The sequence below is a fragment of the Williamsia sp. DF01-3 genome (genome assembly GCF_023051145.1).
GTDB lineage: Bacteria > Actinomycetota > Actinomycetes > Mycobacteriales > Mycobacteriaceae > Williamsia.
Window position 1 is genome coordinate 3,461,576 of the sequence record NZ_JALKFS010000005.1, and the last position, 22,430, is coordinate 3,484,005.

17 protein-coding genes and 1 pseudogene are annotated in these 22,430 nt (G+C 64.1%); 6 read left to right on the plus strand and 12 right to left on the minus strand.

Going from position 1 to position 22,430, the window contains the following annotated elements:
- Nucleotides 1–42 precede the first annotated feature (42 nt).
- Together MVA47_RS18425 and MVA47_RS18430 are read left to right on the plus strand one after the other, a co-directional pair.
- Nucleotides 43–300, plus strand: coding sequence for an HPr family phosphocarrier protein (locus MVA47_RS18425; protein WP_023960713.1), 258 nt, complete (start codon nucleotides 43–45; stop codon nucleotides 298–300).
- 229 nt (nucleotides 301–529) lie between these two features.
- Nucleotides 530–2,728 carry an ATP-binding domain-containing protein gene (locus tag MVA47_RS18430; protein WP_247210896.1) on the plus strand — a complete coding sequence of 733 codons (2,199 nt, stop codon included), beginning with the start codon at nucleotides 530–532 and terminating at the stop codon, nucleotides 2,726–2,728.
- On the opposite strand, the gene MVA47_RS18435 is transcribed toward MVA47_RS18430, so the two are convergent.
- Both MVA47_RS18435 and uvrB read right to left on the minus strand, forming a co-directional pair.
- On the minus strand, nucleotides 2,716–3,162 hold the full coding sequence (locus MVA47_RS18435) for a universal stress protein (RefSeq protein ID WP_247209194.1): 447 nt from the start codon (nucleotides 3,160–3,162) through the stop codon (nucleotides 2,716–2,718). The genes MVA47_RS18430 and MVA47_RS18435 overlap by 13 nt on opposite strands.
- A 196-nt stretch (nucleotides 3,163–3,358) precedes the next feature.
- Nucleotides 3,359–5,518: an excinuclease ABC subunit UvrB gene (gene uvrB / locus MVA47_RS18440; RefSeq protein WP_247209196.1), complete on the minus strand. Its 2,160-nt coding sequence runs from the start codon at nucleotides 5,516–5,518 to the stop codon at nucleotides 3,359–3,361.
- 119 nt (nucleotides 5,519–5,637) lie between these two features.
- Here uvrB and MVA47_RS18445 point away from each other — a divergent pair, with 119 nt between their 5' ends.
- Nucleotides 5,638–6,150 (plus strand): DUF402 domain-containing protein, encoded by a 513-nt coding sequence (locus tag MVA47_RS18445; RefSeq protein ID WP_247209198.1) that lies wholly within the window; start codon nucleotides 5,638–5,640, stop codon nucleotides 6,148–6,150.
- Between the two features lie 19 nt (nucleotides 6,151–6,169).
- Here the strand turns inward: MVA47_RS18445 and coaE are convergent, their stop codons facing one another.
- The 3 genes and pseudogenes from coaE to rpsA all read right to left on the minus strand — a co-directional run bounded on the left by coaE (nucleotide 6,170) and on the right by rpsA (nucleotide 10,083).
- The gene (coaE, locus tag MVA47_RS18450; protein WP_247209200.1) at nucleotides 6,170–7,096 is read right to left on the minus strand and encodes a dephospho-CoA kinase; all 927 of its coding nucleotides are present in this window, start codon (nucleotides 7,094–7,096) and stop codon (nucleotides 6,170–6,172) included.
- A gap of 152 nt (nucleotides 7,097–7,248) precedes the next feature.
- Nucleotides 7,249–8,510: pseudogene (aztD, locus tag MVA47_RS18455) on the minus strand (zinc metallochaperone AztD).
- Nucleotides 8,511–8,592: 82 nt separating this feature from the next.
- Nucleotides 8,593–10,083 (minus strand): 30S ribosomal protein S1, encoded by a 1,491-nt coding sequence (rpsA, locus tag MVA47_RS18460; protein ID WP_023960724.1) that lies wholly within the window; start codon nucleotides 10,081–10,083, stop codon nucleotides 8,593–8,595.
- A gap of 168 nt (nucleotides 10,084–10,251) precedes the next feature.
- Here rpsA and MVA47_RS18465 point away from each other — a divergent pair, with 168 nt between their 5' ends.
- A complete protein-coding gene (locus MVA47_RS18465; protein WP_247209202.1) occupies nucleotides 10,252–11,046 on the plus strand; it encodes a class I SAM-dependent methyltransferase in 795 nt (264 codons plus the stop codon).
- On the opposite strand, the gene MVA47_RS18470 is transcribed toward MVA47_RS18465, so the two are convergent.
- Nucleotides 11,043–12,107, minus strand: a complete 1,065-nt coding sequence (locus MVA47_RS18470) for an isocitrate/isopropylmalate dehydrogenase family protein (RefSeq protein ID WP_247209204.1) — start codon at nucleotides 12,105–12,107, stop codon at nucleotides 11,043–11,045. The genes MVA47_RS18465 and MVA47_RS18470 overlap by 4 nt on opposite strands.
- A gap of 43 nt (nucleotides 12,108–12,150) precedes the next feature.
- Here MVA47_RS18470 and MVA47_RS18475 point away from each other — a divergent pair, with 43 nt between their 5' ends.
- Together MVA47_RS18475 and MVA47_RS18480 are read left to right on the plus strand one after the other, a co-directional pair.
- On the plus strand, nucleotides 12,151–14,442 hold the full coding sequence (locus tag MVA47_RS18475) for a molybdopterin-dependent oxidoreductase (protein ID WP_247209206.1): 2,292 nt from the start codon (nucleotides 12,151–12,153) through the stop codon (nucleotides 14,440–14,442).
- A gap of 24 nt (nucleotides 14,443–14,466) precedes the next feature.
- Nucleotides 14,467–15,000: a 2'-5' RNA ligase family protein gene (locus MVA47_RS18480; protein ID WP_247209208.1), complete on the plus strand. Its 534-nt coding sequence runs from the start codon at nucleotides 14,467–14,469 to the stop codon at nucleotides 14,998–15,000.
- Between the two features lie 23 nt (nucleotides 15,001–15,023).
- On the opposite strand, the gene MVA47_RS18485 is transcribed toward MVA47_RS18480, so the two are convergent.
- From MVA47_RS18485 to MVA47_RS18510, 6 genes are all read right to left on the minus strand, one after another.
- On the minus strand, nucleotides 15,024–16,400 hold the full coding sequence (locus MVA47_RS18485; protein ID WP_247209210.1) for a hypothetical protein: 1,377 nt from the start codon (nucleotides 16,398–16,400) through the stop codon (nucleotides 15,024–15,026).
- Nucleotides 16,397–18,259, minus strand: a complete 1,863-nt coding sequence (gene treS, locus MVA47_RS18490) for a maltose alpha-D-glucosyltransferase (RefSeq protein WP_062799795.1) — start codon at nucleotides 18,257–18,259, stop codon at nucleotides 16,397–16,399. The genes MVA47_RS18485 and treS overlap by 4 nt, the downstream gene beginning before the upstream one ends.
- Before the next feature lie 196 nt (nucleotides 18,260–18,455).
- Nucleotides 18,456–19,202, minus strand: coding sequence for a succinate dehydrogenase/fumarate reductase iron-sulfur subunit (locus tag MVA47_RS18495; protein ID WP_030173125.1), 747 nt, complete (start codon nucleotides 19,200–19,202; stop codon nucleotides 18,456–18,458).
- A gap of 36 nt (nucleotides 19,203–19,238) precedes the next feature.
- On the minus strand, nucleotides 19,239–21,161 hold the full coding sequence (locus tag MVA47_RS18500) for a fumarate reductase/succinate dehydrogenase flavoprotein subunit (RefSeq protein ID WP_247209212.1): 1,923 nt from the start codon (nucleotides 21,159–21,161) through the stop codon (nucleotides 19,239–19,241).
- A gap of 76 nt (nucleotides 21,162–21,237) precedes the next feature.
- Nucleotides 21,238–22,062 (minus strand): hypothetical protein, encoded by an 825-nt coding sequence (locus tag MVA47_RS18505; protein ID WP_247209214.1) that lies wholly within the window; start codon nucleotides 22,060–22,062, stop codon nucleotides 21,238–21,240.
- Complete coding sequence (locus MVA47_RS18510; protein WP_030173116.1) at nucleotides 22,059–22,352, minus strand: hypothetical protein; 294 nt, start codon at nucleotides 22,350–22,352, stop codon at nucleotides 22,059–22,061. The genes MVA47_RS18505 and MVA47_RS18510 overlap by 4 nt, the downstream gene beginning before the upstream one ends.
- Nucleotides 22,353–22,430 lie beyond the last annotated feature (78 nt).

Here is a 22,430-nt window from a genome sequence, read left to right on the forward strand (position 1 = left end):
ATATCAGAACTCACGAAACCAATTGTCAACAAAGGAGAAATCATGCCCAGCACCAACGTCCCAGTCGGTTCGTCAGTCGGCCTGCACGCCCGCCCCGCCGCGGTCATCGCCGAAGCAGTCGCCGAAGCCGGTGTCCCGGTGACTCTTTCGGTCGCAGGCGGCGAACCGGTGGATGCCGGATCGGCCCTGCTCATCATGACCCTCGGCGCCACCGCCGGCACCGAGGTCACCGTCGAGAGCGAAGACCAGGCTGCACTGGACACCATTGCCAAACTGGTGGCGTCCGACCTCGACGCCTGATCGGCGAGCGGCGCACTCGAGTCTCGATTCGCCGTCCGAACGCCCGACCCGGTTGTGACGGTCGGTGCGGCCCCCTCGATGATGGACACCTGACGACGCGGTGGTCCGGGAACGATCTCCCGGGCCACCGCGTTATCCTTGGCACTATTTTTGCTCCACCACAACGAGGAGGATCGTGTTCGAGGCTGAACAGCGTCATCTCGACCGGGTGTACGGCCGATTGGACCGGATGCGCCGCAACACCCAGTCGCGGTTGGCGTCTGCCCTTCGCGATACCGGCGGAACGCCGCAGGCCCGGTCCGAGCGTGAGTCCTACGAGCGCCTCTACACCGACGATCTGACGAAGTTCGATGCCGCCGAACACAACCTCTACTTCGGTCGTCTCGATCTCGAGACCGGGGAGGTACGCCGTATCGGCCGTATCGGCATCCTGGACGACGATGAGCAGGACAGCACGCTGCTGCTCGACTGGCGCGCACCGATGAGCCGGCCGTTCTACCTGGCCACCCCGGCCTCTCCAGAGGGCGTGCAAGTCCGTCGCCACATCAGGACCCGCAACCGCAAGATCACCGCCGTCAACGACGAGCGGCTCGACATGACCGAACTCGAGGATGCCGACACCACCGGTCACGGCGACGTGGTGAACGAATCCGCCCTGATCAACGCCTTGAATGCCGCCCGCACCGGGCACATGACCGACATCGTCGAGACCATCCAGCGTGAGCAGGACGAGATCATCCGTGCCTCGCACCGCGGCGTCCTGGTGGTGCAGGGCGGACCGGGAACCGGGAAGACGGCGGTGGCCCTGCACCGTGCGGCGTATCTGCTGTACACCTACCGCGACACCCTCGCGCGCAGCGGTGTGCTCATCGTGGGCCCCAACACCACCTTCTTGAACTACATCGGTCAGGTGCTCCCCTCCCTCGGCGAGAGCGGCGTATTGCTGTCCACCGTCGGCGACCTCTACCCGGGCGTACGGGCGTCGCTGACCGACAACCCCGTCGCCACCACTCTCAAAGGCGACCTCGCGATCGTCGATGTACTGCGGCAGGCCGTACGTGATCGGCAGGAATTGCCGAAGTCGCCTATCGAGCTGAGGTTCGACGGCTACCCACTCACGATCAGCAGCAAGGTGATCCAGCGCGCCAGGGGCCGGGCACGATCGTCTCGGCGCCCGCACAACCACGCTCGATCGGTCTTCCTGCGGTCGGCGTTCGACTCTCTGGCGCAGCAGCACGCCGAGCGGATCGGCGCAAGCCTGATCGACGGATCGCAGTTGCTGAGCAACATGGACATCGCCGACATCCGCGACGAGATGCGGGCCGATCCCGACATCAATGCCGCCCTGGCGCACTTCTGGCCGCAGCTCTCACCACAGGTGGTGCTGGCGGACCTGTTGACGTCCCCCGAGCGGATTGCCTCCGCAACCCCGACATGGTCCGACAGCGAGCGTCAATCCATCCTGCGAACACAGCGCGGCGGATTCAGCGCGGCCGACGCGCCGTTGCTCGACGAGCTCGCGGAGATCATCGGCGTCGACGACGACGGTGACGAAGAACGTGAGCGGGCCCAGTGGCGACAGAAGCTGTCCGAGGCACAGGACGCCCTCGACATCCTGACCGGTTCGGCACCGCAAGACCTCGAAGACGAGCTGGACCCCGAGATCTTGATGGCCTACGACCTGATCGACGCCGAGCAGCTCGCTGCGCGACAGACCACCAGGGTTGCCCTGACGACCGCGGAGCGCGCCTACAACGACCGGACGTGGGCCTTCGGTCACGTGATCGTCGACGAGGCCCAGGAATTGTCGGCAATGGCCTGGCGAATGATCATGCGCCGCATACCGAACCGCTGGATGACGGTCATCGGCGACACCGCACAGACCGGGGATCCGGCGGGCACGACGTCATGGGACGAAGTCCTCAGTCCCTACGTGGCACGGCGCTGGCGTAAGTACGACCTGACGGTGAACTACCGGACGCCCAGCGAGATCATGGCGGTGGCCGCGCCGATCCTCGAACGCATCGACCCCGACATGGCCGCCCCGAACTCGATTCGATCGAGCGGAACGGCCCCGACGTTCGAGCGAACGTCGGTCGACGACCTTCCGGCCACCGCGGCCAAGCTGGCCACGGCATCACTCGACGGCATTGCAGCGATCATTGCGCCGGACGGACTGGTGGACCAGATCCGGGCGGTGACCGGAGAGATCGAGGACTCACCCGAGCTGTCGGTACTGACCGTGGCGCAGTCCAAGGGATTGGAGTTCGACCGCACGGTGGTGGTCGAACCGGCCATGATCGTCGGCCAGTCGGCCCGTGGGTGGGGCGACCTCTACGTGGCGCTGACCCGGGCAACTCAGCAGTTGGCGATTGTGCACAACGCCGAGTTGCCCGAACCGCTCCGGGCGCCTGCTCAGACCGTGTGAACGATCAGGACGTCACACTTCGACTTGCGCGCAACATCGGCGGGCACCGAACCCAGCAGCCGTCCTGCGATCGAGTTCAGACCCTTGTTACCGACGACAAGCAGATCGGCCTTGCTGTCGGCAACGAGGTTCAGCAGTGCGTCGACTGGTGATCCGACCACGGGCCGGGTGGAGATGTTGCCGCCCCCGGCGTAGGCCGCACGCTCGCGCGCGGTTCGCAGGATCTCTTCGGTGGGCGCAGATCCGTGGACCTGGTACGCCTCTTCCTTGAGCACATCCGAGACTGCGGAAACGTCACGATCGTCGGTCGGAAAGTAGGCGCAAGCGATGATCAGTTGCGCTTTGTCACCACTGATCGCGCCTGCCCGCTCAACCGCCTGCATCGACGATTCAGAACCATCGGTTCCCACAACGACGGTCTGGTATGCGCTCATCCATCCTCCATCAATGTTCTGTGTAGATCACGGGCGCCGACGATTGTCCGTGCCCTGCCACCCCGGGCGGCATCTTCCGTGGAGAGGGTATCCCGTAACGGCCGTTCGATTACGTGGTATTGGCCGACGGGACCGTCAAACATACCGCTGACCAGGCAGAACAGGACATCGTCATGACGATCACAGTCGGCCGGGTTCAGCGGATTCCGGCTGCATCCATGCCACGCAGCTCTTTCTTGAGGTCCGCGATCTCGTCTCGCAATCGGCCCGCGAGCTCGAACTGCAGATCCCGCGCCGCATTCATCATCTGGTCCGTGAGTGCCGCGATGAGGTCCGCGAGCTCGGCACGAGGCATGGCCGAGACGTCGCGCGAGTCGATGACACCCGAAGACGACGACGACCGGCCGGGCTCGCCCTGTGCCCGGCGACCGCGACTCGAGTTGCGCCCCGACCCACCGATCGCGACGGCGTTGTCCTCGGCTTCCTCGTACACCTGGTCGAGGATGTCGGCGATCTTCTTGCGCAGTGGCTGCGGGTCGACGCCCATCTTCTTGTTGTAGGCGATCTGCTTCTCGCGACGGCGGTCGGTTTCGTCGATTGCGTTGCGCATCGAGTCGGTGATCTTGTCGGCGTACATGTGCACTTCACCGGACACGTTTCGCGCCGCACGGCCGATCGTCTGGATGAGGCTGGTGGTGCTGCGCAGGAACCCTTCCTTGTCGGCGTCGAGGATGGCCACGAGCGACACCTCGGGAAGGTCGAGCCCCTCGCGGAGCAGGTTGATACCGACCAGGACGTCGTACTCACCGGTGCGCAGCTGCCGGAGGAGTTCCACGCGGCGAAGGGTGTCGACCTCAGAGTGGAGATATCGCACCCGGATGCCCAGCTCCAGCAGGTAGTCGGTGAGGTCCTCGGACATCTTCTTGGTCAGTGTGGTCACCAAGACGCGTTCGTCCTTGTCGGTGCGCAGCTTGATCTCATGCACCAGGTCGTCGATCTGCCCCTTGGTGGGTTTGACCACCACCTGCGGATCGACGAGACCGGTAGGCCGGATCACCTGTTCGACGAACTCACCGTTTGCCTGGCCTAGCTCATACGGGCCCGGCGTGGCCGACAAGTACACCGTCTGCCCGATCCGGTCGACGAACTCACTCCACGTGAGTGGCCGGTTGTCCACGGCCGATGGCAGACGGAAACCGAAATCAACCAGGTTGCGTTTACGCGACATGTCCCCCTCATACATGGCGCCGATCTGCGGAACCGTGACGTGCGACTCGTCGATGACAAGCAGGAAGTCCTCGGGGAAATAGTCGATGAGTGTTGCCGGTGCGGTACCCGGGCCGCGGCCGTCGATGTGCCGCGAGTAGTTCTCGATGCCCGAACAGAACCCGACCTGCCGCATCATCTCGACGTCGTAGTTGGTGCGCATCCGCAGGCGCTGGGCCTCGAGCAGCTTGCCCTTGCCTTCGAGTTCGGCGAGCCGCTCCTCGAGTTCGGCCTCGATCGAGGCGATGGCCCGCTCCATTCGGTCGGGCCCCGCGACGTAGTGCGTGGCCGGGAAGATGCGGAGGTTCTCCACCTGACGCACCACGTCACCGGTCAGAGGGTGCAGGTAGTACAACGCCTCGATCTCGTCGCCGAAGAACTCGATCCTCACCGCCAGTTCCTCATACGACGGGATGATCTCGACGGTGTCGCCGCGGACCCGGAAGCTGCCGCGGGTGAAACTCACGTCGTTGCGGGTGTACTGCACGTCGACGAGCAGCCGCAGCAACGCATCCCGGTCGACCTCCTGGCCGACGTCCAGATGAACCGAACGGTCGAGATATGACTGCGGGGTACCGAGACCGTAGATGCACGACACCGAGGCAACCACCACAACATCCCGCCGCGACAGCAGGTTGAACGTGGCCGAGTGCCGCAATCGCTCGACATCGTCGTTGATCGAGGAGTCCTTCTCGATGTAGGTGTCGGTTTGAGCGATGTACGCCTCAGGCTGGTAGTAGTCGTAGTACGAGACGAAGTACTCAACTGAATTGTGCGGCAACATGTCCCGCAGCTCGTTGGCGAGCTGCGCGGCAAGTGTCTTGTTGGGCGCCATCACCAGGGTCGGGCGTTGTACCTTCTCGATCAGCCAGGCCGTGGTCGCGGATTTACCGGTACCGGTGGCACCGAGCAGCACCACGTCCTTCTCTCCAGCACGCAGACGCCGCTCGAGTTCTTTGATCGCGGTCGGCTGGTCGCCGGCCGGCTTGTGGTCACTGACCACCTGAAAAGGTGCGTGTGACCGCTCGATCTCCCCGACCGGCCGGAATTCTGAGTGCGCAACGACCGGATGTTCTGCTGCAAAAGCCATGTATCCAGAGTAAACGCGACGTCCGACAAGCGGCGCTCACCGAATGCGCCGTGCGCGAACACAGGAGACGCACCGGCTCGGCGTCGATCTCGTCACCCCGCGGTGGGTTAGCGTGCTGCATGGCCGCGTTGCACCCACCCAAACACGAGGTCTTCGACGTCGCGGCGGGCACGAACACCGATCCGAAAGGCTTCCGGCGACAGGTGGACACCTACCGGACCACCGACTTCGGGCTCTACATGGACCGCCCTGCCGACCACGCCGAGTTCCACCGCCTGCAGTCCTGGTTGCTTCCAGGCTTCGGTCTACGCGTCAGCGTCTTCCATTACCGAGCCGGCTTCGAGCGTGATCAGCGGCTCTACATCGACGTCGGGATGTTCACCGGTCCCGACGCACACGGCCGCTGGCATTCCGAGGACTGGTACCTCGACCTGATCGACCGCCCCGGACGGCCGCTCGAGCTCGAGGACGTCGACGAGCTGTTCGACGCGCACGCGGCGTGGCTGTTGCCCCACGACCGGGCGGAAGCGGCAGTGCGCATCGCTGCACGCACGATGGCGGGTGCCGCCGAGCACAACCATGACGTCGAGTCCTGGCTGGCAGCGCAAGGCGCCGAACTGAGCTGGGACTGACGCGAGAAGCCCGGGGCAGTCAGCTCGGGGTGGTCAGACGGATGGTGACCGCGCGGCCGGGATCGGCGTTGGCATGCAGTCCGGGTGTCAGCGCCGGAAAACCCCCATCGGCGAGGACATCATCGAGATCGGCCGGATCGACGTCCGGGGCAAGCTGTACCTCGAAGTCGAGAACGTCGGCGGCCTTTTCCCCGGCGGATGCCGTTGGTCCGACGTGGGTGACGCCCACGATCTTCTCCGCACCCAGAAGACGTAACCGATTGCTCAACCGGGTGGCCTGGAGCGACCACTCCGGGCGGTGATCCACCACGATCTCCGGACACCGGGCGCACGTCCGGCTGCGCACGTTGCGTTCGTAGGGAACAAGCCTCTCGTCCCACAGGTGGTGCGCCAGGGCCGCCAGATCGTCGGGGCCACCACTGTTGTCGAGCCATACGTCGGCGACGGCGCGGCGGTCCGCCTCGGAGGCCTGCGCCTTGATCCGCGCCCGGGCATCGGCTTCGGGCATACCGCGCTGGCCGGTCAACCGCGCCACCCTGTCCTCTTCGGCAGCGTGGACGATGACCACGAGGTGGAAGAAGGGAGCGCTGCCGTTCTCGACCAGCAGGGGTATGTCCTGGACCACCACGGCGTCATCCGGAGCGGCCTCGAGGAGTTCGAACGCGCGGGCACCGACCAATGGGTGCGTGATGGCGTTGAGCTTCTTGCGTTGCTCGTCATCGACAAAGGCTTTGGCGGCCAAGGCTGCCCGGTCAAGACTCCCGTCCGCCGCCAAGATGTCGTCTCCGAATGCGGCGACCAGTTGGGACAGTCCGTCGGTGCCGGGAGCCACCACCTCGCGGGCGATCACGTCGGCGTCGATGATGTATGCACCGCGATCGACGAGAGTGCGCGCCACCGTTGACTTGCCGGCTCCGATACCGCCGGTCAGACCTACTCGAATCACGTGGTCAGTGTCACAGATCGGCGGGTGCGCATGCGCAGCAGGGTTGCGATCTGTGGCGCCGGCGCAACGTGGTCGAGTCCGTCAGGGTCCTTGTTCGACGAGCGTGTCACGTATCGGAGCCGAACCATCAAGCGTTGGCTGTCACGTCGTTATCAGCCACTGACACCCGAGAGCTCATTCGGGGTGTTGTCCAGCTGGGTCTCCGCGATCTTGGTCCCGCTTGTGAGGTCGACCGCCACCAGCTTGTTGTCACTCGGATCGGTCACGTAGGCCACCGAATCCATGACAAAGAGTGTCGGGCGCGGGTCTTGCCACTCGACAGGTTCGGCCCAGTCCCCCACGGCTTCGATCTTTCGCGTGACCGCGGCGGTCTGCGGGTCGATCACGTGGATGTCTCCGTCGGTTCCGAGCACGAGCGCCTCGCCGTTGGGGCCGCGGCCAAGTGAACGGAAGCTGTAGCTGGTGCCGAGTTCCACCAATTTCAGCTCACCTGACTCGGTGTTGGTCAAGGTGACCCGAGTGGGCCGTTCGAGCTCTGCATCTTTGTCCACCTTGTAGTCGCCCAGCACCACCGGTGAAGACTCCGACCCAGCCTGATTTCCGATTCGGCCGTAGGGATCAGGGCTGGTGACCTTTCGAATGTCATTGCCCCGCACCACAAGCAGGCCATCCTGGCATCCGAAAGCGAGTGTTCCGTCGGCGGCCATCGCCTCACCGTGGACACCCGGGCACTGGTCGTTGGTCGCCAGCACCGCGTTGTCCGGCCCCAGGATCTGGATGCCGTTACGCGACTCCTCGGTGCCGACAGTGGTCACCAAGGTGCCGTCTTCTCGTGCGACCGCAACACCGTGATGCGGAGGAACCTGATGCTTTTCCGACTCGGCGTTGCCGCGGGACAGCTCCGCGGGGGTACGACGTCGATCTCGCCGGTGCCGTCAGAGAACAAGGTGATCCGGCCATCATGTGGCACCACGTGGCCCGGCTCCTCGCCGCCGAACTTCAGGTCGGTCATTGCCGGCGGGGCAGTGTAGTAATGGCCATGATCGCCGTGCTGGCGCGTCCACGTTCCCATGTCGAAGACGGTGAAACCGTCCGACTGCGAGACGAACAGGTGCCGTCCGTCATCGGCCGGATTGAGCCGGATGAACCCTTCGGTCTCCACCTCACCCACCGGCTCGAGCGACTCGGCATCGAGTACCTCGATGCCGTTCTCGTGTGTGTATGCCAACCGAGGTGTGGCCGATTGTTGTTCGACGGCAGACGAAGCCGCCACCGAACTCTGGGTTGAAGTCGAATCACTGGAACCGCCATCACTTCCGCATGCGGCAAGCAAGCCAACCGCCGAAAGGAGCGACACGATCTGTGGAGCACGAGTAAATTTCACGATTTGATGATCCTCGGTAATGATAATCATTGTCAAAACGCGATACATGCATGTGCAGACCACAAAAACGCCCCCGGCCAGAAAGGCCGGGGGCGTTCTTGTCAGTGCTCTATCAGGCGTTACCGGACAGCTTCTCGCGCAGAGCAGCGAGCTGCTCGTCGCTGGCAAGCGATCCACCACTCTTCGGCGCCGACGACGACGAGGAGGACGTCGCGGATGCGGCGTCACCACCGACCTTGTCAGCGGAATCCGACGAGTAGTCGGTCGGAGCGTTGGCAGCGGCCTCGGCGGCAGCGGCGAACTTCTCCATCTGAGCGGTGTGCATCTTGTGGCGACGCTCGGCCTCGGCGTAGCGCGACTCCCACGCTTCCCGCTGCTTCTCGAAACCTTCGAGCCATTCGTTGGTCTCGGAGTCGAAGCCCTCGGGGAAGATGTAGTTGCCCTGCTCGTCGTAGCTGTCGGCCATGCCGTACTTCGACGGGTCGAACTCTTCGGTGTAGTCCTCGTTGGCCTGCTTGAGGCTCAACGAGATCCGGCGACGTTCGAGGTCGATGTCGATGACCTTGACCATCGCGTCGTCGCCGACTGCGACAACCTGATCCGGCACCTCGACGTGGCGCTCGGCCAGCTCCGAGATGTGGACGAGGCCTTCGATGCCCTCTTCGACGCGCACGAACGCACCGAACGGAACCAGCTTGGTGACCTTACCCGGCACGATCTGCCCGATGGCATGCGTGCGGGCGAACTGACGCCACGGATCTTCCTGAGTTGCCTTGAGCGACAACGAGACACGCTCGCGGTCGAGATCGACGTCGAGAACCTCGACGGTGACCTCGTCGCCCACTGCGACAACCTCGGACGGATGATCGATGTGCTTCCAAGACAGCTCGGAGACGTGCACCAGGCCGTCGACGCCGCCGAGATCGACGAAGGCGCCGAAGTTGACGATCGAGGACACGACGCCCTTGCGGACCTGGCCCTTCTGGAGCTGGTGCAGGAACTCGCTGCGCACCTCGGACTGCGTCTGCTCCAGCCACGCACGGCGCGACAGGACGACGTTGTTCCGGTTCTTGTCCAGCTCGATGATCTTGGCTTCGATCTCCTTGCCGATGTACGGCTGCAGATCGCGCACGCGACGCATCTCCACCAGCGATGCGGGGAGGAATCCGCGCAGACCGATGTCCAGGATCAGGCCGCCCTTGACGACCTCGATGACGGTGCCCTTGACGGCCTCGTCCTTTTCCTTGAGCTCTTCGATGGTGCCCCACGCACGCTCGTACTGAGCGCGCTTCTTGGACAGGATCAACCGACCCTCTTTGTCCTCCTTGGTGAGGACGAGTGCTTCCACCTCATCGCCGACGCTGACAACCTCGCTGGGGTCGACGTCGTGCTTGATGGACAGTTCGCGGGACGGGATCACTCCCTCGGTCTTGTAACCGATGTCGAGCAGCACTTCGTCGCGGTCAACCTTGACGATGGTGCCCTCGACGATGTCGCCATCATTGAAGTACTTGATAGTGGCATCGATGGCGGCAAGAAAATCCTCAGCCGAGCCGATATCGTTAACGGCTACTTGTGGTGAGGTAATGGTCGTGGACGGCATATGTTAGATGGCTCCGGACAGGTTGGGTTGTAGGGACAGTAATGCGGGATCAACAGTGGCCACAGATGAGTGACCGGCATGAAGAACCACGCGGGCTCAGGCACGCGCGTGTCTGAGGATACGCCAGGCCCGCTGGGCTGGGCAAATACCCCGAAACCACAACCCCTGATGCGCACCAGAATCGACTCGCGAACCAGCGTATCGGCGAATCGCCGCTGGTGGGACGCCGATGCGGAGAATTACCACGAGGAGCACGGGGCTTTCCTCGGTGCCGAAAGCGCCGACGGAGACTTCGTGTGGTGCCCCGAAGGGCTGCGCGAAGAGGACGTCCGACTGCTCGGGGAGGTCGCCGACCGCGACGTTCTCGAGGTGGGTTGTGGTTCCGCGCCGTGCAGTCGTTGGCTTGCCGCGCAGGGCGCGCGGGTGATCGGTCTGGACCTCTCCCGAGAGATGTTGCGGCGCGGACAGGTGGCCATGGCCCGGGGCGGTCCACAGCCCGGCCTCGTCCAGGCCGGCGCCGAGCAACTGCCGTTTGCCGACAACGTCTTCGACATCGTCTGCTCGGCGTTCGGCGCCGTCCCGTTCGTGGCCGATTCGGCCGGGGTGATGGCGGAGGTGGCGCGGGTGCTCAAACCGGGTGGCCGGTGGGTGTTCTCGGTCAACCACCCGATGCGGTGGGCCTTTCCGGACGATCCAGGGCCTGCCGGCCTGACGGTGATGCTCCCCTACTTCGACCGGACCCCGTATGTCGAGACCGAAAGCGATGGCACCGTCAGTTACGTCGAGCACCATCGGACGCTGGGCGACCGCATCCGGGAGATCCGCGACGCCGGCCTGCTTCTCGTCGATCTGATCGAGCCGGAGTGGCCCGAGGGTTTTGACCAGGAGTGGGGCCAGTGGAGTCCGCTACGCGGTCACTACTTCCCGGGCACCGCGATCTTCTGTTGCACCAAACCGGGTTAGAAGCGCTTCAGAACAGCGGCTGTGAACTCCTCGGTGGTGGCCGCCCCTCCCAGGTCGGGAGTACTGAGACCACCGGCGATCACGGACTCGACCGCATCGCGAATCGCGCCCGCCGCGTCGGCCGCTGCGCCGTCCCCGGTTCGCGCGGCCTGCCAGTCCAGTAACAGCGCCGCCGAGCCGATGATGCCCACCGGGTTGGCCACGCCTCGTCCGGCGATGTCGGGGGCCGCCCCGTGCGCGGCCTGCGCCATCGCCTTGTCGGCCGAGCTGTTCACCGACGCGGCGGTACCGAGTGAACCGGCCAGCTCCGCGGCGAGGTCGGACAGGATGTCGCCGAAGAGGTTCTCGGTGACCACCACATCGAACTCGTGTCCTCGACGGACCAGGTGCGCAGCCATGGCATCGACATGTTGCTCGTCGACCTCGACCTCCGGGTACTGCCTGCCGACGTCGCGGCACACGTCCCGGAACAATCCGGTTGTCATCGTCAGCACATTCGCCTTGTGCACGATGGTCACTCGTTTTCGACGGGACATCGCGAGTTCGAACGCGGACACCGCAATTCGTGTCGACGCCTCTCGGGTGACCACCCCGACCGCCAACGCCACATCCGGTGTCGGCATGAACTCCCCCGTGCCCCGCGCCATGTTTCGGTCTGCGTACAGCCCCTCGCTGTTTTCGCGCACGATGATCAGATCCATCCGCGGGTTCACCGCCGGTATGCCCGAATAGGCCTTTGCCGGACGGATGTTGGCGAACAGATCGAAGCGTTTGCGGATGACCGCGCCTGGGGTCAATCCGGTGCGGTGCTCCGGCGGATACCCTGCCGAATCGTGCGGCCCGAGTATCCACATCTCCAATTCGTCCAGGGCAGCCAGCGTTTTCTGCGGGATCGCATCCCCGTACGACTCGATGGCGGCGCGTCCGATGTCGAGCGGTACCCACTCGACCGCGCGACCGGCGGCACCGACCGCCGCTTCCACGATCCGGGCCGCTGCAGGCACCACTTCCGGCCCGATTCCGTCGCCGTCGATCAGGCCGATCCGATACGGGTGTGTCATGGCACCGATGCTCCCAGACCTGCCTGCTGCGACACTTGGCCACATGCCGAACGAAGCACTGGGCAACAGCTCTCACTGGGGTTTGTTCACTGCATCCGTCGAATCCGACGGACTGCGTGTCATCCCGGACACCGACGATCCCGACCCTTCGGCCCTGCTCGGCAACATCCCGGCATCACTCGACACCCGTGCGCGGATCCTGCATCCGTACGTCCGCCGCGGATGGCTGGCCGACGGACCGGGTGCAGGCGCACGGGGCGACGACGAGTTCGTGGAGGTGACCTGGGACCACGCGCTCGACCTGGCCGCACGCGAATTGGAGCGTGTGCGTTCCACATTCGGCAACACCGCGATCTTCGGTGGCTCGTACGGCTGGGCCAGCGCGGGCCGCTTCCACCATGCACAGAGCCAACTGCACCGGTTCCTCAACTGCCTCGGCGGATATACCCGGTCACGGCACACGTACAGCCACGGAGCGTCGGAGACATTGCTCCCCCATGTGGTCGGCGGCCTCGAGCCGTTGTACGAGCCGACCACCTGGCAGGTGATGAGTGAACACACCGAGTTGTTCGTGTGTTTCGGCGGGATGCCCGCCAAGAACTTCCAGATCAACGCCGGCGGGGTCAGCAAACACATCGTCCGAGGTGCCATCGACGTCGCCCGTGACAACGGTGCCGAGTTCGTCTTGATCAGCCCGCTGGCGGACGACCTCGAATTACAACCGCGGGACCAGTGGATACCCATCACCCCGGCGAGCGACACCGCCCTGATGCTGGCGCTGTGCTGGGTGCTTCTCGACGAGAAGCTCTGGGACAAAGAGTTTCTCGACGACCATTGCGCGGGAACCGAACGATTCGCCGACTACCTGTGCGGCCGGTCGGACGGCGTGGTCAAAGACGCACGCTGGGCTGCGCAGATCTGCGGTATCGACGCCGCGACCATCACGGCACTGGCACGACGGATGGCGTCGTCGAGGACCATGGTGACCACGTCGTGGTCGCTGCAGCGGGCATCGTTCGGCGAACAGCCCCTGTGGGCGTCCATTGCGCTGGCCGCGTTCCTCGGTCAGATCGGGCTGCCCGGTGGGGGTTTCGGGCACGGTTACGGCTCGACGGGAGGGATGGGCGCTGCCAAACTCCCGTACGACCTGCCCACCTTTCATCAGGGCTACAACCCGGTGCGTGAGTTCATCCCGGTCGCCCGCATCGCAGACATGTTGCTGCACCCCGGCGAGAGCTACGAGTTCAACGGCACGACCATGAACTACCCGGACACCCGCCTGATCTATTGGGCCGGCGGCAACCCGTTCCACCATCACCAGGATCTCGGGCGCCTCCGACGCGCGTTCGGGCGACCCGACACCGTCATCGTGCACGAACCGTTCTGGACGGCGACCGCACGCCACGCCGACATCGTGTTCCCGGTGACCACCACACTCGAACGCAACGACATCGGCTGCGGGCGTCTCGACGAGGCGATGGTAGCCATGCGACAGATCACCTCTCCCGTCGGTGAGTCGATGAACGACTACGACGTCTTCTCCCACCTGAGCAAACGACTCGGTGTCCACGAAGAGTTCACCGAGAATCTGGACGAACTCGGCTGGCTGGAGAAGATGTACGAGCAGTGGCGTGCCGTGACTCCCGACCAGTACCGACCCCGAGAAGACTTCGCGCAGTTCTGGGAGAAGGGACGCCTTGATCTTCGCGGCGCGATGGCCGGTCACGTGATGTATGAGGACTTCCGCAACGACCCCATCGCCCACCGGTTGGCGACCCCGAGCGGCCTGATCGAGATCGTCTCGGGCACCATCGACGATTTCGGGTACGACGACTGTCCGCCGCATCCGGCGTGGCTTGCGCCGCCAGAAGTGGCCGGGCTCGGCTCGGGTCGGTACCCGCTGTGTCTTGTCGCCAACAACCCGAAGACGAGGCTGCACAGCCAGCTCGACCACGGCGCGTACAGCGCGGCCTCGAAAGTGCAGGGGCGAGAACCGATTCGCCTCCACCCCGACGATGCTGCAGCGCGCTCGATCGACGAAGGCGATGTTGTTATGATCCGCAGCGAGACTGCGCAGATGCTGGCCGGAGCGGTGCTCGATGACAACGTTGCACGGCATGTCGCACAGATCTCGACGGGAGCCTGGTACGACTACAGCGCACCGAACGTTGCCGATTGTGTGCACGGCAATCCGAACGTGCTCGCTCCTGACGTGGGTACCTCACGGCTCGCGCAGGGCTCGACCGGACAATTGGTGAGGGTCGAGATCGTGGCGTACGAAGGTGTTCCACCGTCGGTCTCGGTTCATGATCACACGTCCTGGATCCACGGATGACGGCCACATCCCTAGGCTGGTCGAATGGCGCATTCGATAGAGCTGATCTTCGACGAAAACACTGACACTCTTATCGGTGAACAGTGGGCCGCGCTGACCGAAGCAGGTCTTCCCAGTCAGGGCAACATCCGGTCGACGTCCAATCGGCCGCACGTCACCCTTGTCGCCGCGGAGTCGATCGACCCCGCCGTCGACTCGACTCTCGTGGCGATGACGGACGTGGTGGGGATGTCCGTAGACATCGGCGCCCTGCTGATCTTCAGGGGGCGGCGCGCCACTGCGGCGCGTCTCGTGGTGCCCTCACTGCCGCTGTTGCAGCTGCATGCATGCGTCTTTCACACTGCCGCCTTGCATATGACGGGTGAACCCCTGCAGCATGTGACGCCGGGGAGTTGGACCCCACACGTGACGCTCGCGCGACGACTCGACCACGGGCAGATCGCCGAGGTCGCTGCGGCGCTCAACAATTCGCCCGATACCTTCACCGCCACCGTCGCCGGGTTGCGACGGTGGAACGGTGACAGCCGCGAGGAGTTCCACCTACTCCCCAGAGCCTGAGTGGTGGCCGCCGGGCACGCAGGTCAGTGCGCGACGAGCCTGGCGATCGCACTCAAAGGCAACGGCAGCCACGACGGCCGGTGTCGCGCCTCGTACACCGCTTCGTACACGGCCTTGTCCAGTTCGTACGCCCGCAACAGCGCTGACGACGCGCGCGGATCTGTCCCGGTGACCGCTGCGTAGCCGTCACAGAATGCCGACGAGTTCCGTTCCACCCACTCACTGGCACGGAACTCACGCTGGTGAGTTCGATTGGGCGACTTCTCCCCCAGCAGGTGATGCCCTGCATAGTCGAACGACCGCAGCATTCCCGCAACATCGCGTAGCGGGCTGTCGGGTTTGCGACGATCCGCCACCGACTTCACCGGCTCGCCCTCGAAGTCGATGAGCAGCCACTTCCACGGCGTCCGCAAGACCTGCCCGAGATGGAGGTCACCGTGCACCCGCTGGATCATGGTCGGGCCGGCCTGTGCGGCCTCGTCGTACACGCGGAGCACGCCATCGCGGTACTCGGCGATGTCAGGGATGGCTTCGGCGGCCGCATCGAGCCGAGCGCGCATCTCATCGATCGCGAGGTCGGAAGCCTGGCGCTCTTCGGTGCCAAGACTTGCTGCGAGGTCGGCATGTACGTGTGCCACCGCGGCACCGAGACGTTCTGCGTCACCCGCGAAGTCGCTGCCGAGTTCTGCTGCGTGCAGATCGGCTTCGGCAAAGAGATCCCGCACACTGACCAGCGCCATGCTCCAGCCGTCGGCGGCGTTCTCGACGAATTCTTGAGCCATGCCCAACGTCGTGGTCTCACCGTCGATCTCGGTCTCAACCCAGCCACGCAGAGCGGCGACGTGCTCACACCCCACCTCGCTGAGCGCCCGATGGAGTTCCACATCGGGATTGATCCCGACTTCAACCTGGCGAAAGGCCTTGAACAGCAGGGACTCTCCGTACACCACCGACGTGTTGGACTGTTCCACACCCAGGCTTCGGCCCGTATCGGCGAGGTCGATGGTGACGTCGGGCAGCGTCCGGAACGCCAGCGGTCCGAGGTCTTCCTGACCGGCCAGCGCGGTGAGGTACCGGGCGAGAACCTCCGGGTCGTGCAGTCCGTCGTACCCCGCGGCGACATCCGACGGCGGTTCGGGCAGCGACCAGGTCAGCAGTGGGTCGGACAAATGTGTCCGGAACCCGAGCGGGATTTGATAACGCTGCTGCGGACCCGCATCGAAATCTACTTCGACCAGCACGTGTTCGGCGGCGAAACCCTCCTCGTCGAGGAGTGGAACACGCAACACCACCCGAACCTGGGCGATCGTTCGGTCCTTGCCGGAGAACCAGCGCTGACTCGGCAGCCAGCTCCGGAGATCAACGGCGAGCTGTTCATCGCTGGGTACGGGGGTGGTCATGGCTGCACCGCCGCCTCTGCTTCGCTGCTGAGCGGATAACCCGGGGCAACATTGGCGTCAGCCGGATCCGGCTGCAAGGCAAACCAATAGAACCCGTGACCCGGCAAGGTGACCATGTAGTCGTGGCCCTCGATCTTCGGGAACGGGATCGATCCCGTCAGTTCCACCGGAATCCGGCCGTCGAACGGCGTGAGGTCGAGGATGACCGCCTGCGGGAAACGTGACAGGTTGTTCACGCACAGAATCACGTCGCTGGAACGACGTTCCTCGTTCGACGGGGCGAGTTCACGCAGATACGTCAGCACGGACGGGTTGTTGTTGCCGAGCTCGGTGAACGTCCCGAGGCCGAATGCCGGGTGCTGCTTGCGCACCTCGATCATCCGCCTGGTCCAGTGCAGCAGGGTGTTCGTGGAATTCATCTGCGCCTCCACGTTGACCGACTGGAAACCGTAGGTGGGATCCATGATCACCGGCAGATACATCCGGGCTGGATCGGTACGGGAGAACCCGGCGTTGCGGTCCGGCGTCCACTGCATGGGGGTACGAACCGAATCCCGGTCGCCGAGCCAGATGTTGTCGCCCATGCCGATCTCGTCGCCGTAGTACAACATCGGCGAACCCGGCAGACTCAGCAGCAGCGCGGTGAACAGCTCGAGCTGATTTCGATCGTTGTCGAGCAGCGGCGCGAGGCGACGGCGGATCCCGATGTTCGCCTTCATCCGAGGGTCTTTCGCATACTCGGAGTACATGTAGTCGCGTTCCTCGTCGGTGACCATCTCGAGGGTCAACTCGTCGTGGTTGCGCAGGAAGATCGCCCACTGGGCCGATTTCGGGATCGCCGGTGTCTGAGCCAGGATCTCCGAGATGGGGAACCTGTTCTGTCGCCGAACGGCCATGAAAATGCGCGGCATCAGCGGGAAGTGGAATGCCATGTGGCATTCGTCGCCCTCCTCGGGTTCACCGAAGTAATCGACCACATCTGCCGGCCACTGGTTGGCCTCCGCCAGCAACACGCGGCCGGGGTACTCGTCGTCGACGACCTTGCGGCATCGCCGCAAGAACTCGTGCGTCTCCGAGAGGTTCTCGCAGTTGGTGTCCTCGCGCTCGAACAGGTACGGCACAGCGTCGAGGCGGAAGCCGTCGATGCCCAGGTCGAGCCAGAACCGCATCACGTCGATCATCGCGGTCGCGACTTCGGGGTTGTCGTAGTTGAGATCGGGCTGATGGGAGAAGAATCGGTGCCAATAGTATTGGCCGCGAACAGGATCCCAGGTCCAGTTGGAGATCTCGGTGTCGACGAAGATGATCCGGGCGTCGGAGTAGCCCGAGTCGTCGTCGGCCCACACGTAGTAGTCCCCGTACGGACCGTCGGGGTCGGTGCGTGATTCCTGGAACCACTGATGGGTGTCCGACGTGTGGTTCATGACCAGGTCGGTGATGATCCGGATCCCCCGGCGATGAGCCTGCTCGAGCAGCTCGACGAAGTCGTCCACCGTGCCGAATTCGGGCAGCACCGTGCGGAAATCCCGGATGTCGTACCCGCCGTCGCGCAGCGGCGAGTCGTAGAACGGCGGCAACCACAGGCAATCGACGCCCAGCCACGACAGGTAGTCGAGTTGCTCGATCAGGCCGCGAAGATCACCGACGCCGTCGTTGTTGGAGTCGTTGAATGCTCGAACCAGCACCTCATAGAACACCGCTTTCTTGAACCAGTCGTTGTCGACGCGCAACGGCTTCGCATGAGCGAAGTCGTCGGACTGCGCTTCGACCAGATGGCCGTCGGCAGTGTGCTCGGCGTCGCCCGTGTCCGGTGGCGGCACCGGCGGTTCGAGCGGGTTCAGGGGGTTCTCCAGCGGCATGCACACCTCGTCGATCGGCTCGGCGGTTGACGTGACCAACCCTACGTGTTGAACGCAGTGTCGGTTCGGGTCGCACATACCCGGATTCCGCCGAAGCCACACATCCGCTACCGCAAAGCCGATATGCGCTGGCCGATGGTCGCTCCGGGCGGCTTCTCACCCGGCAATTGCCGACCAGGAGCCGAACACCAATGGCTCAGCGCCGAAAAAGCTTGTTACCCAACCACACCAGCGGATCGTATTTGCGGTCCACAACGCGTTCCTTCATCGGGATCAGCGCGTTGTCGGTGATCTTGATGTGCTCCGGGCATACTTCGGAACAACACTTGGTGATGTTGCACAGCCCAAGTCCGTGCTCGGCCTGGGCCGAATCGCGACGTTCGGCGACGTCGAGCGGGTGCATGTCCAGTTCGGCGATCCTCATCAGATAGCGGGGGCCTGCGAACTGCTCCTTGTTCTCCTCGTGATCGCGGACCACGTGGCAGGTGTCCTGGCAGAGGAAACACTCGATGCACTTGCGGAACTCCTGAGAGCGCTGGACGTCCACCTGCTTCATTCGGTACTCACCCGCCTTGAGGCCCGGCGGTGGCGTGAACGACGGGATCTCACGGGCCTTCTGGTAGTTGAACGACACGTCGGTGACGAGGTCCCGGATCACCGGGAACGTGCGCAACGGGGTGACGGTGATGACGTCCGCTTCGGTGAAGGTTGACATCCTGGTCATGCACAACAGCTTTGGCCGACCGTTCACCTCAGCCGAGCACGAGCCACACTTGCCTGCCTTGCAGTTCCAGCGCACCGCCAGATCGGGCGTCTGGGTGGCCTGGAGCCGGTGGATGATGTCGAGCACCACCTCGCCCTCGTTCACGTTGACGGTGAAGTCCTGCAGCTCACCGCCCTCGATGTCCCCCCGCCAGATCCGGAAGTTGGCGTCATACCCCATGTCGAATCTCCTGCCTCGTCGGAGCTGAGTGCACGGTCATGCCCCGGCGCCGGCATTCGGATGCCCCGAGATCTCGTCGGCCGTGTAGTACTTCTCGATCTCGTCGAAGTCGAAGAGTTCGAGGAGTTCTGACCGAATCTGGGTCTGTTCTTTCTTGCGGACCGAGACCTCCGGAACCGGATCGTCGCCTGACCCGTCGGCCGTACAGACCAGCAGTGTGTTGCGCCAGGCCGAGTCCATCCCCGGGTAGTCGTCTCGGGTATGGCCGCCGCGGCTCTCGGTACGCATCAGCGCTGCCTTCGCCACGCATTCGCAGACGATCAGCATGTTGCGCAGGTCGACTGCCAGATGCCACCCAGGATTGAACTGGCGATGACCCTCCACCTGCATCCCGGAGAGCCGACCGCGGATCTCGGCGAGGACCTCGATGGCCTGCTCGACCTCGTCGGCTTTGCGAATGATTCCGACCAGGTCGTTCATCGCCTGCTGGAGGTCGGTCTGCAGCGTGTACGGATTCTCGGGCTTGCCCTCGGCGGGCGGATCAAAAGGCGCGAGCGCGAATCTGGCTGCCCGGTCGATGTCGTCGTCGGACACCTTCGGGTGTGACTCGAGCGACTCCACGTACGCCGCGGCCCCGAGTCCGGCCCGACGACCGAACACGAGGAGATCGGACAACGAGTTGCCGCCGAGTCGATTCGACCCGTGCATCCCGCCCGAGCACTCGCCTGCCGCGAAGAGACCCGGAACCGCGGCCGCTCCTGTATCGGGGTCCACCTCGATACCGCCCATCACGTAATGACACGTGGGGCCCACTTCCATCGGCTCGGCGGTGATGTCCACGTCGGCCAGTTCCTTGAACTGATGATGCATCGACGGCAGCCGCCGGATGATCTCGTCTGCCGGCATCCGCGAGGCGATGTCGAGGAACACCCCTCCATGTGGCGTGCCGCGTCCGGCCTTGACCTCCTCGTTGATGGCCCGGGCGACCTCGTCTCGTGGCAGGAGGTCGGGCGTCCTGCGGGCACTGTCGTTGTCGGCCAGCCACTCGTCGGCCTCTTCCTCGGTCTCGGCGTACTGGCCCTTGAACACCGGCGGGATGTAGTCGAACATGAAGCGCTTGCCATCGGTGTTCTTGAGAACACCGCCATCGCCGCGTACACCCTCGGTCACCAGGATTCCCTTGACGCTGGGAGGCCAGACCATCCCCGTCGGGTGGAACTGGATGAACTCCATGTTGATCAAGCTCGCGCCTGCCCGCAGTGCCAGGGCATGCCCGTCACCGGTGTACTCCCATGAGTTGGAGGTGACCTTGAACGACTTCCCGATCCCGCCGGTGGCCAGCACGACCGCCGGCGACTCGAACAGGATGAACCTGCCCGACTCCCGCCAATACCCGAAGGCCCCCGAGATGGCGTCGCCGTCCTTGAGCAGTTCGGTGATCGTGCACTCGGCGAACACTTTGATACGAGACTCGTAGTCGCCGGTGGCCGCGAAGTCTTCCTGCTGCAGGGAGACGATCTTCTGCTGCATGGTGCGGATCAGCTCCAGCCCCGTGCGGTCGCCGACATGCGCCAGGCGGGGATAGGTGTGCCCTCCGAAGTTGCGTTGGGAGATCCGGCCGTCCTCGGTCCGGTCGAACAGCGCACCGTAGGTCTCCAGTTCCCAGACCCGGTCCGGCGCCTCTTTGGCGTGCAACTCGGCCATCCGCCAGTTGTTGAGGAACTTGCCCCCGCGCATGGTGTCCTTGAAGTGCGTCTGCCAGTTGTCCTTCGAGTTGGCGTTACCCATCGACGCCGCGCAACCGCCTTCGGCCATCACGGTGTGCGCCTTGCCGAACAGCGATTTGCAGACCACCGCCACCGAATGGCCTCGTTCTCGGGCCTCGATGACCGCACGTAGGCCTGCGCCACCGGCGCCGATGACCACGACGTCGTACTGATGGCGTTCTGTTTCGGTCATCTACAGCTGACTCCTCCGGGCTGACGACAGGGACGAATGTGGCGCGATCGCTCGAAAGGTGCTGTGTGGCAAGAGATCAACCCACGAAACGCAGATCGGAGATCGTGCCGCTGGCAACGAGCATCACGTAGAAATCGGTGAGGACAAGCGTGCCCAGCGTGATCCAGGCGAACTGCATGTGCCGGGTGTTGAGCTTGGAGACCTGTGTCCACACCCGGTATCGGATGGGATGGGCGGAAAAGTGTTTGAGGCGGCCACCGGTGACATGCCGACAGGAATGGCACGAGATCGTGTAGACCCAGAGCAGAACCACGTTGGCGATCAGGATCACGTTGCCGAGACCGAAACCGAAGCCCCCACCTTTGCCATGGAATGCCGTGAGGGCGTCGTAGGTGTTGATCACCGACACGATGACGGCCGCATAAAAGAAGTACCGATGCGCGTTCTGGATGATCAGCGGAAGCCGCGTCTCCCCCGTGTAGCGACTGTGTGGCTCGGCAACCGCGCACGCCGGCGGCGAGAACCAGATCGAGCGGTAGTAGGCCTTGCGGTAGTAGTAGCAGGTCAATCGGAAACCGAGCAGGAACGGCAACACCACGAACCCGAGCGGAATCCACATAGGCAATTCAGGGAACGGAGTGCCGAAGTGACTCGAACCGGGCACGCACGACTCGCTGAGACAGGGTGAATAGAACGGCGTGAGGTAGTGATAGTCCTCGACCCAGTACGCACTGCGGACGAACGACCGCACCGTCGCGTAGATGATGAACGCGGAGAGTCCCAGCACCGTCAGCAGGGGCGGAACCCACCACCGGTCCTCGCGGAGGGTGCGCACCAAGATGCGTGCCCGCCCCGGCGAAAAGACTCCCGTTGTGCCCCGCTCAGTCGCGGGGGCGCTCACATCGTCCGCTCACGCGAGTGGAAACCCAGCCCTTCGTCTTGTGCGCCCAGCCATGCCGACTCGTCGGACTTGCTGTCGGGTACGTACACCACGTCGGACTTGTTGACCGGCGGTCGCAGCATGCGCGGTGGCGACTGCTCGAAATCGTGCAGGTCGATCTCGAGCCGGTCGAGATCATTGGTCAGTCGGCGCACCGCGTCGGCGTCCCCGTACTGCAATTTCAGCGCGACGATGTGGTGCCGCAGAGCTCCGATGCTGTGATGGAGTTCGTTCATACCGGCTGATGCCATGTCCATACCTCCAAGCGATGTGTGACTTCAACCACACTACTGGGGGTACTGCTGGATTCTCGGCTTTTTCCCAATGTG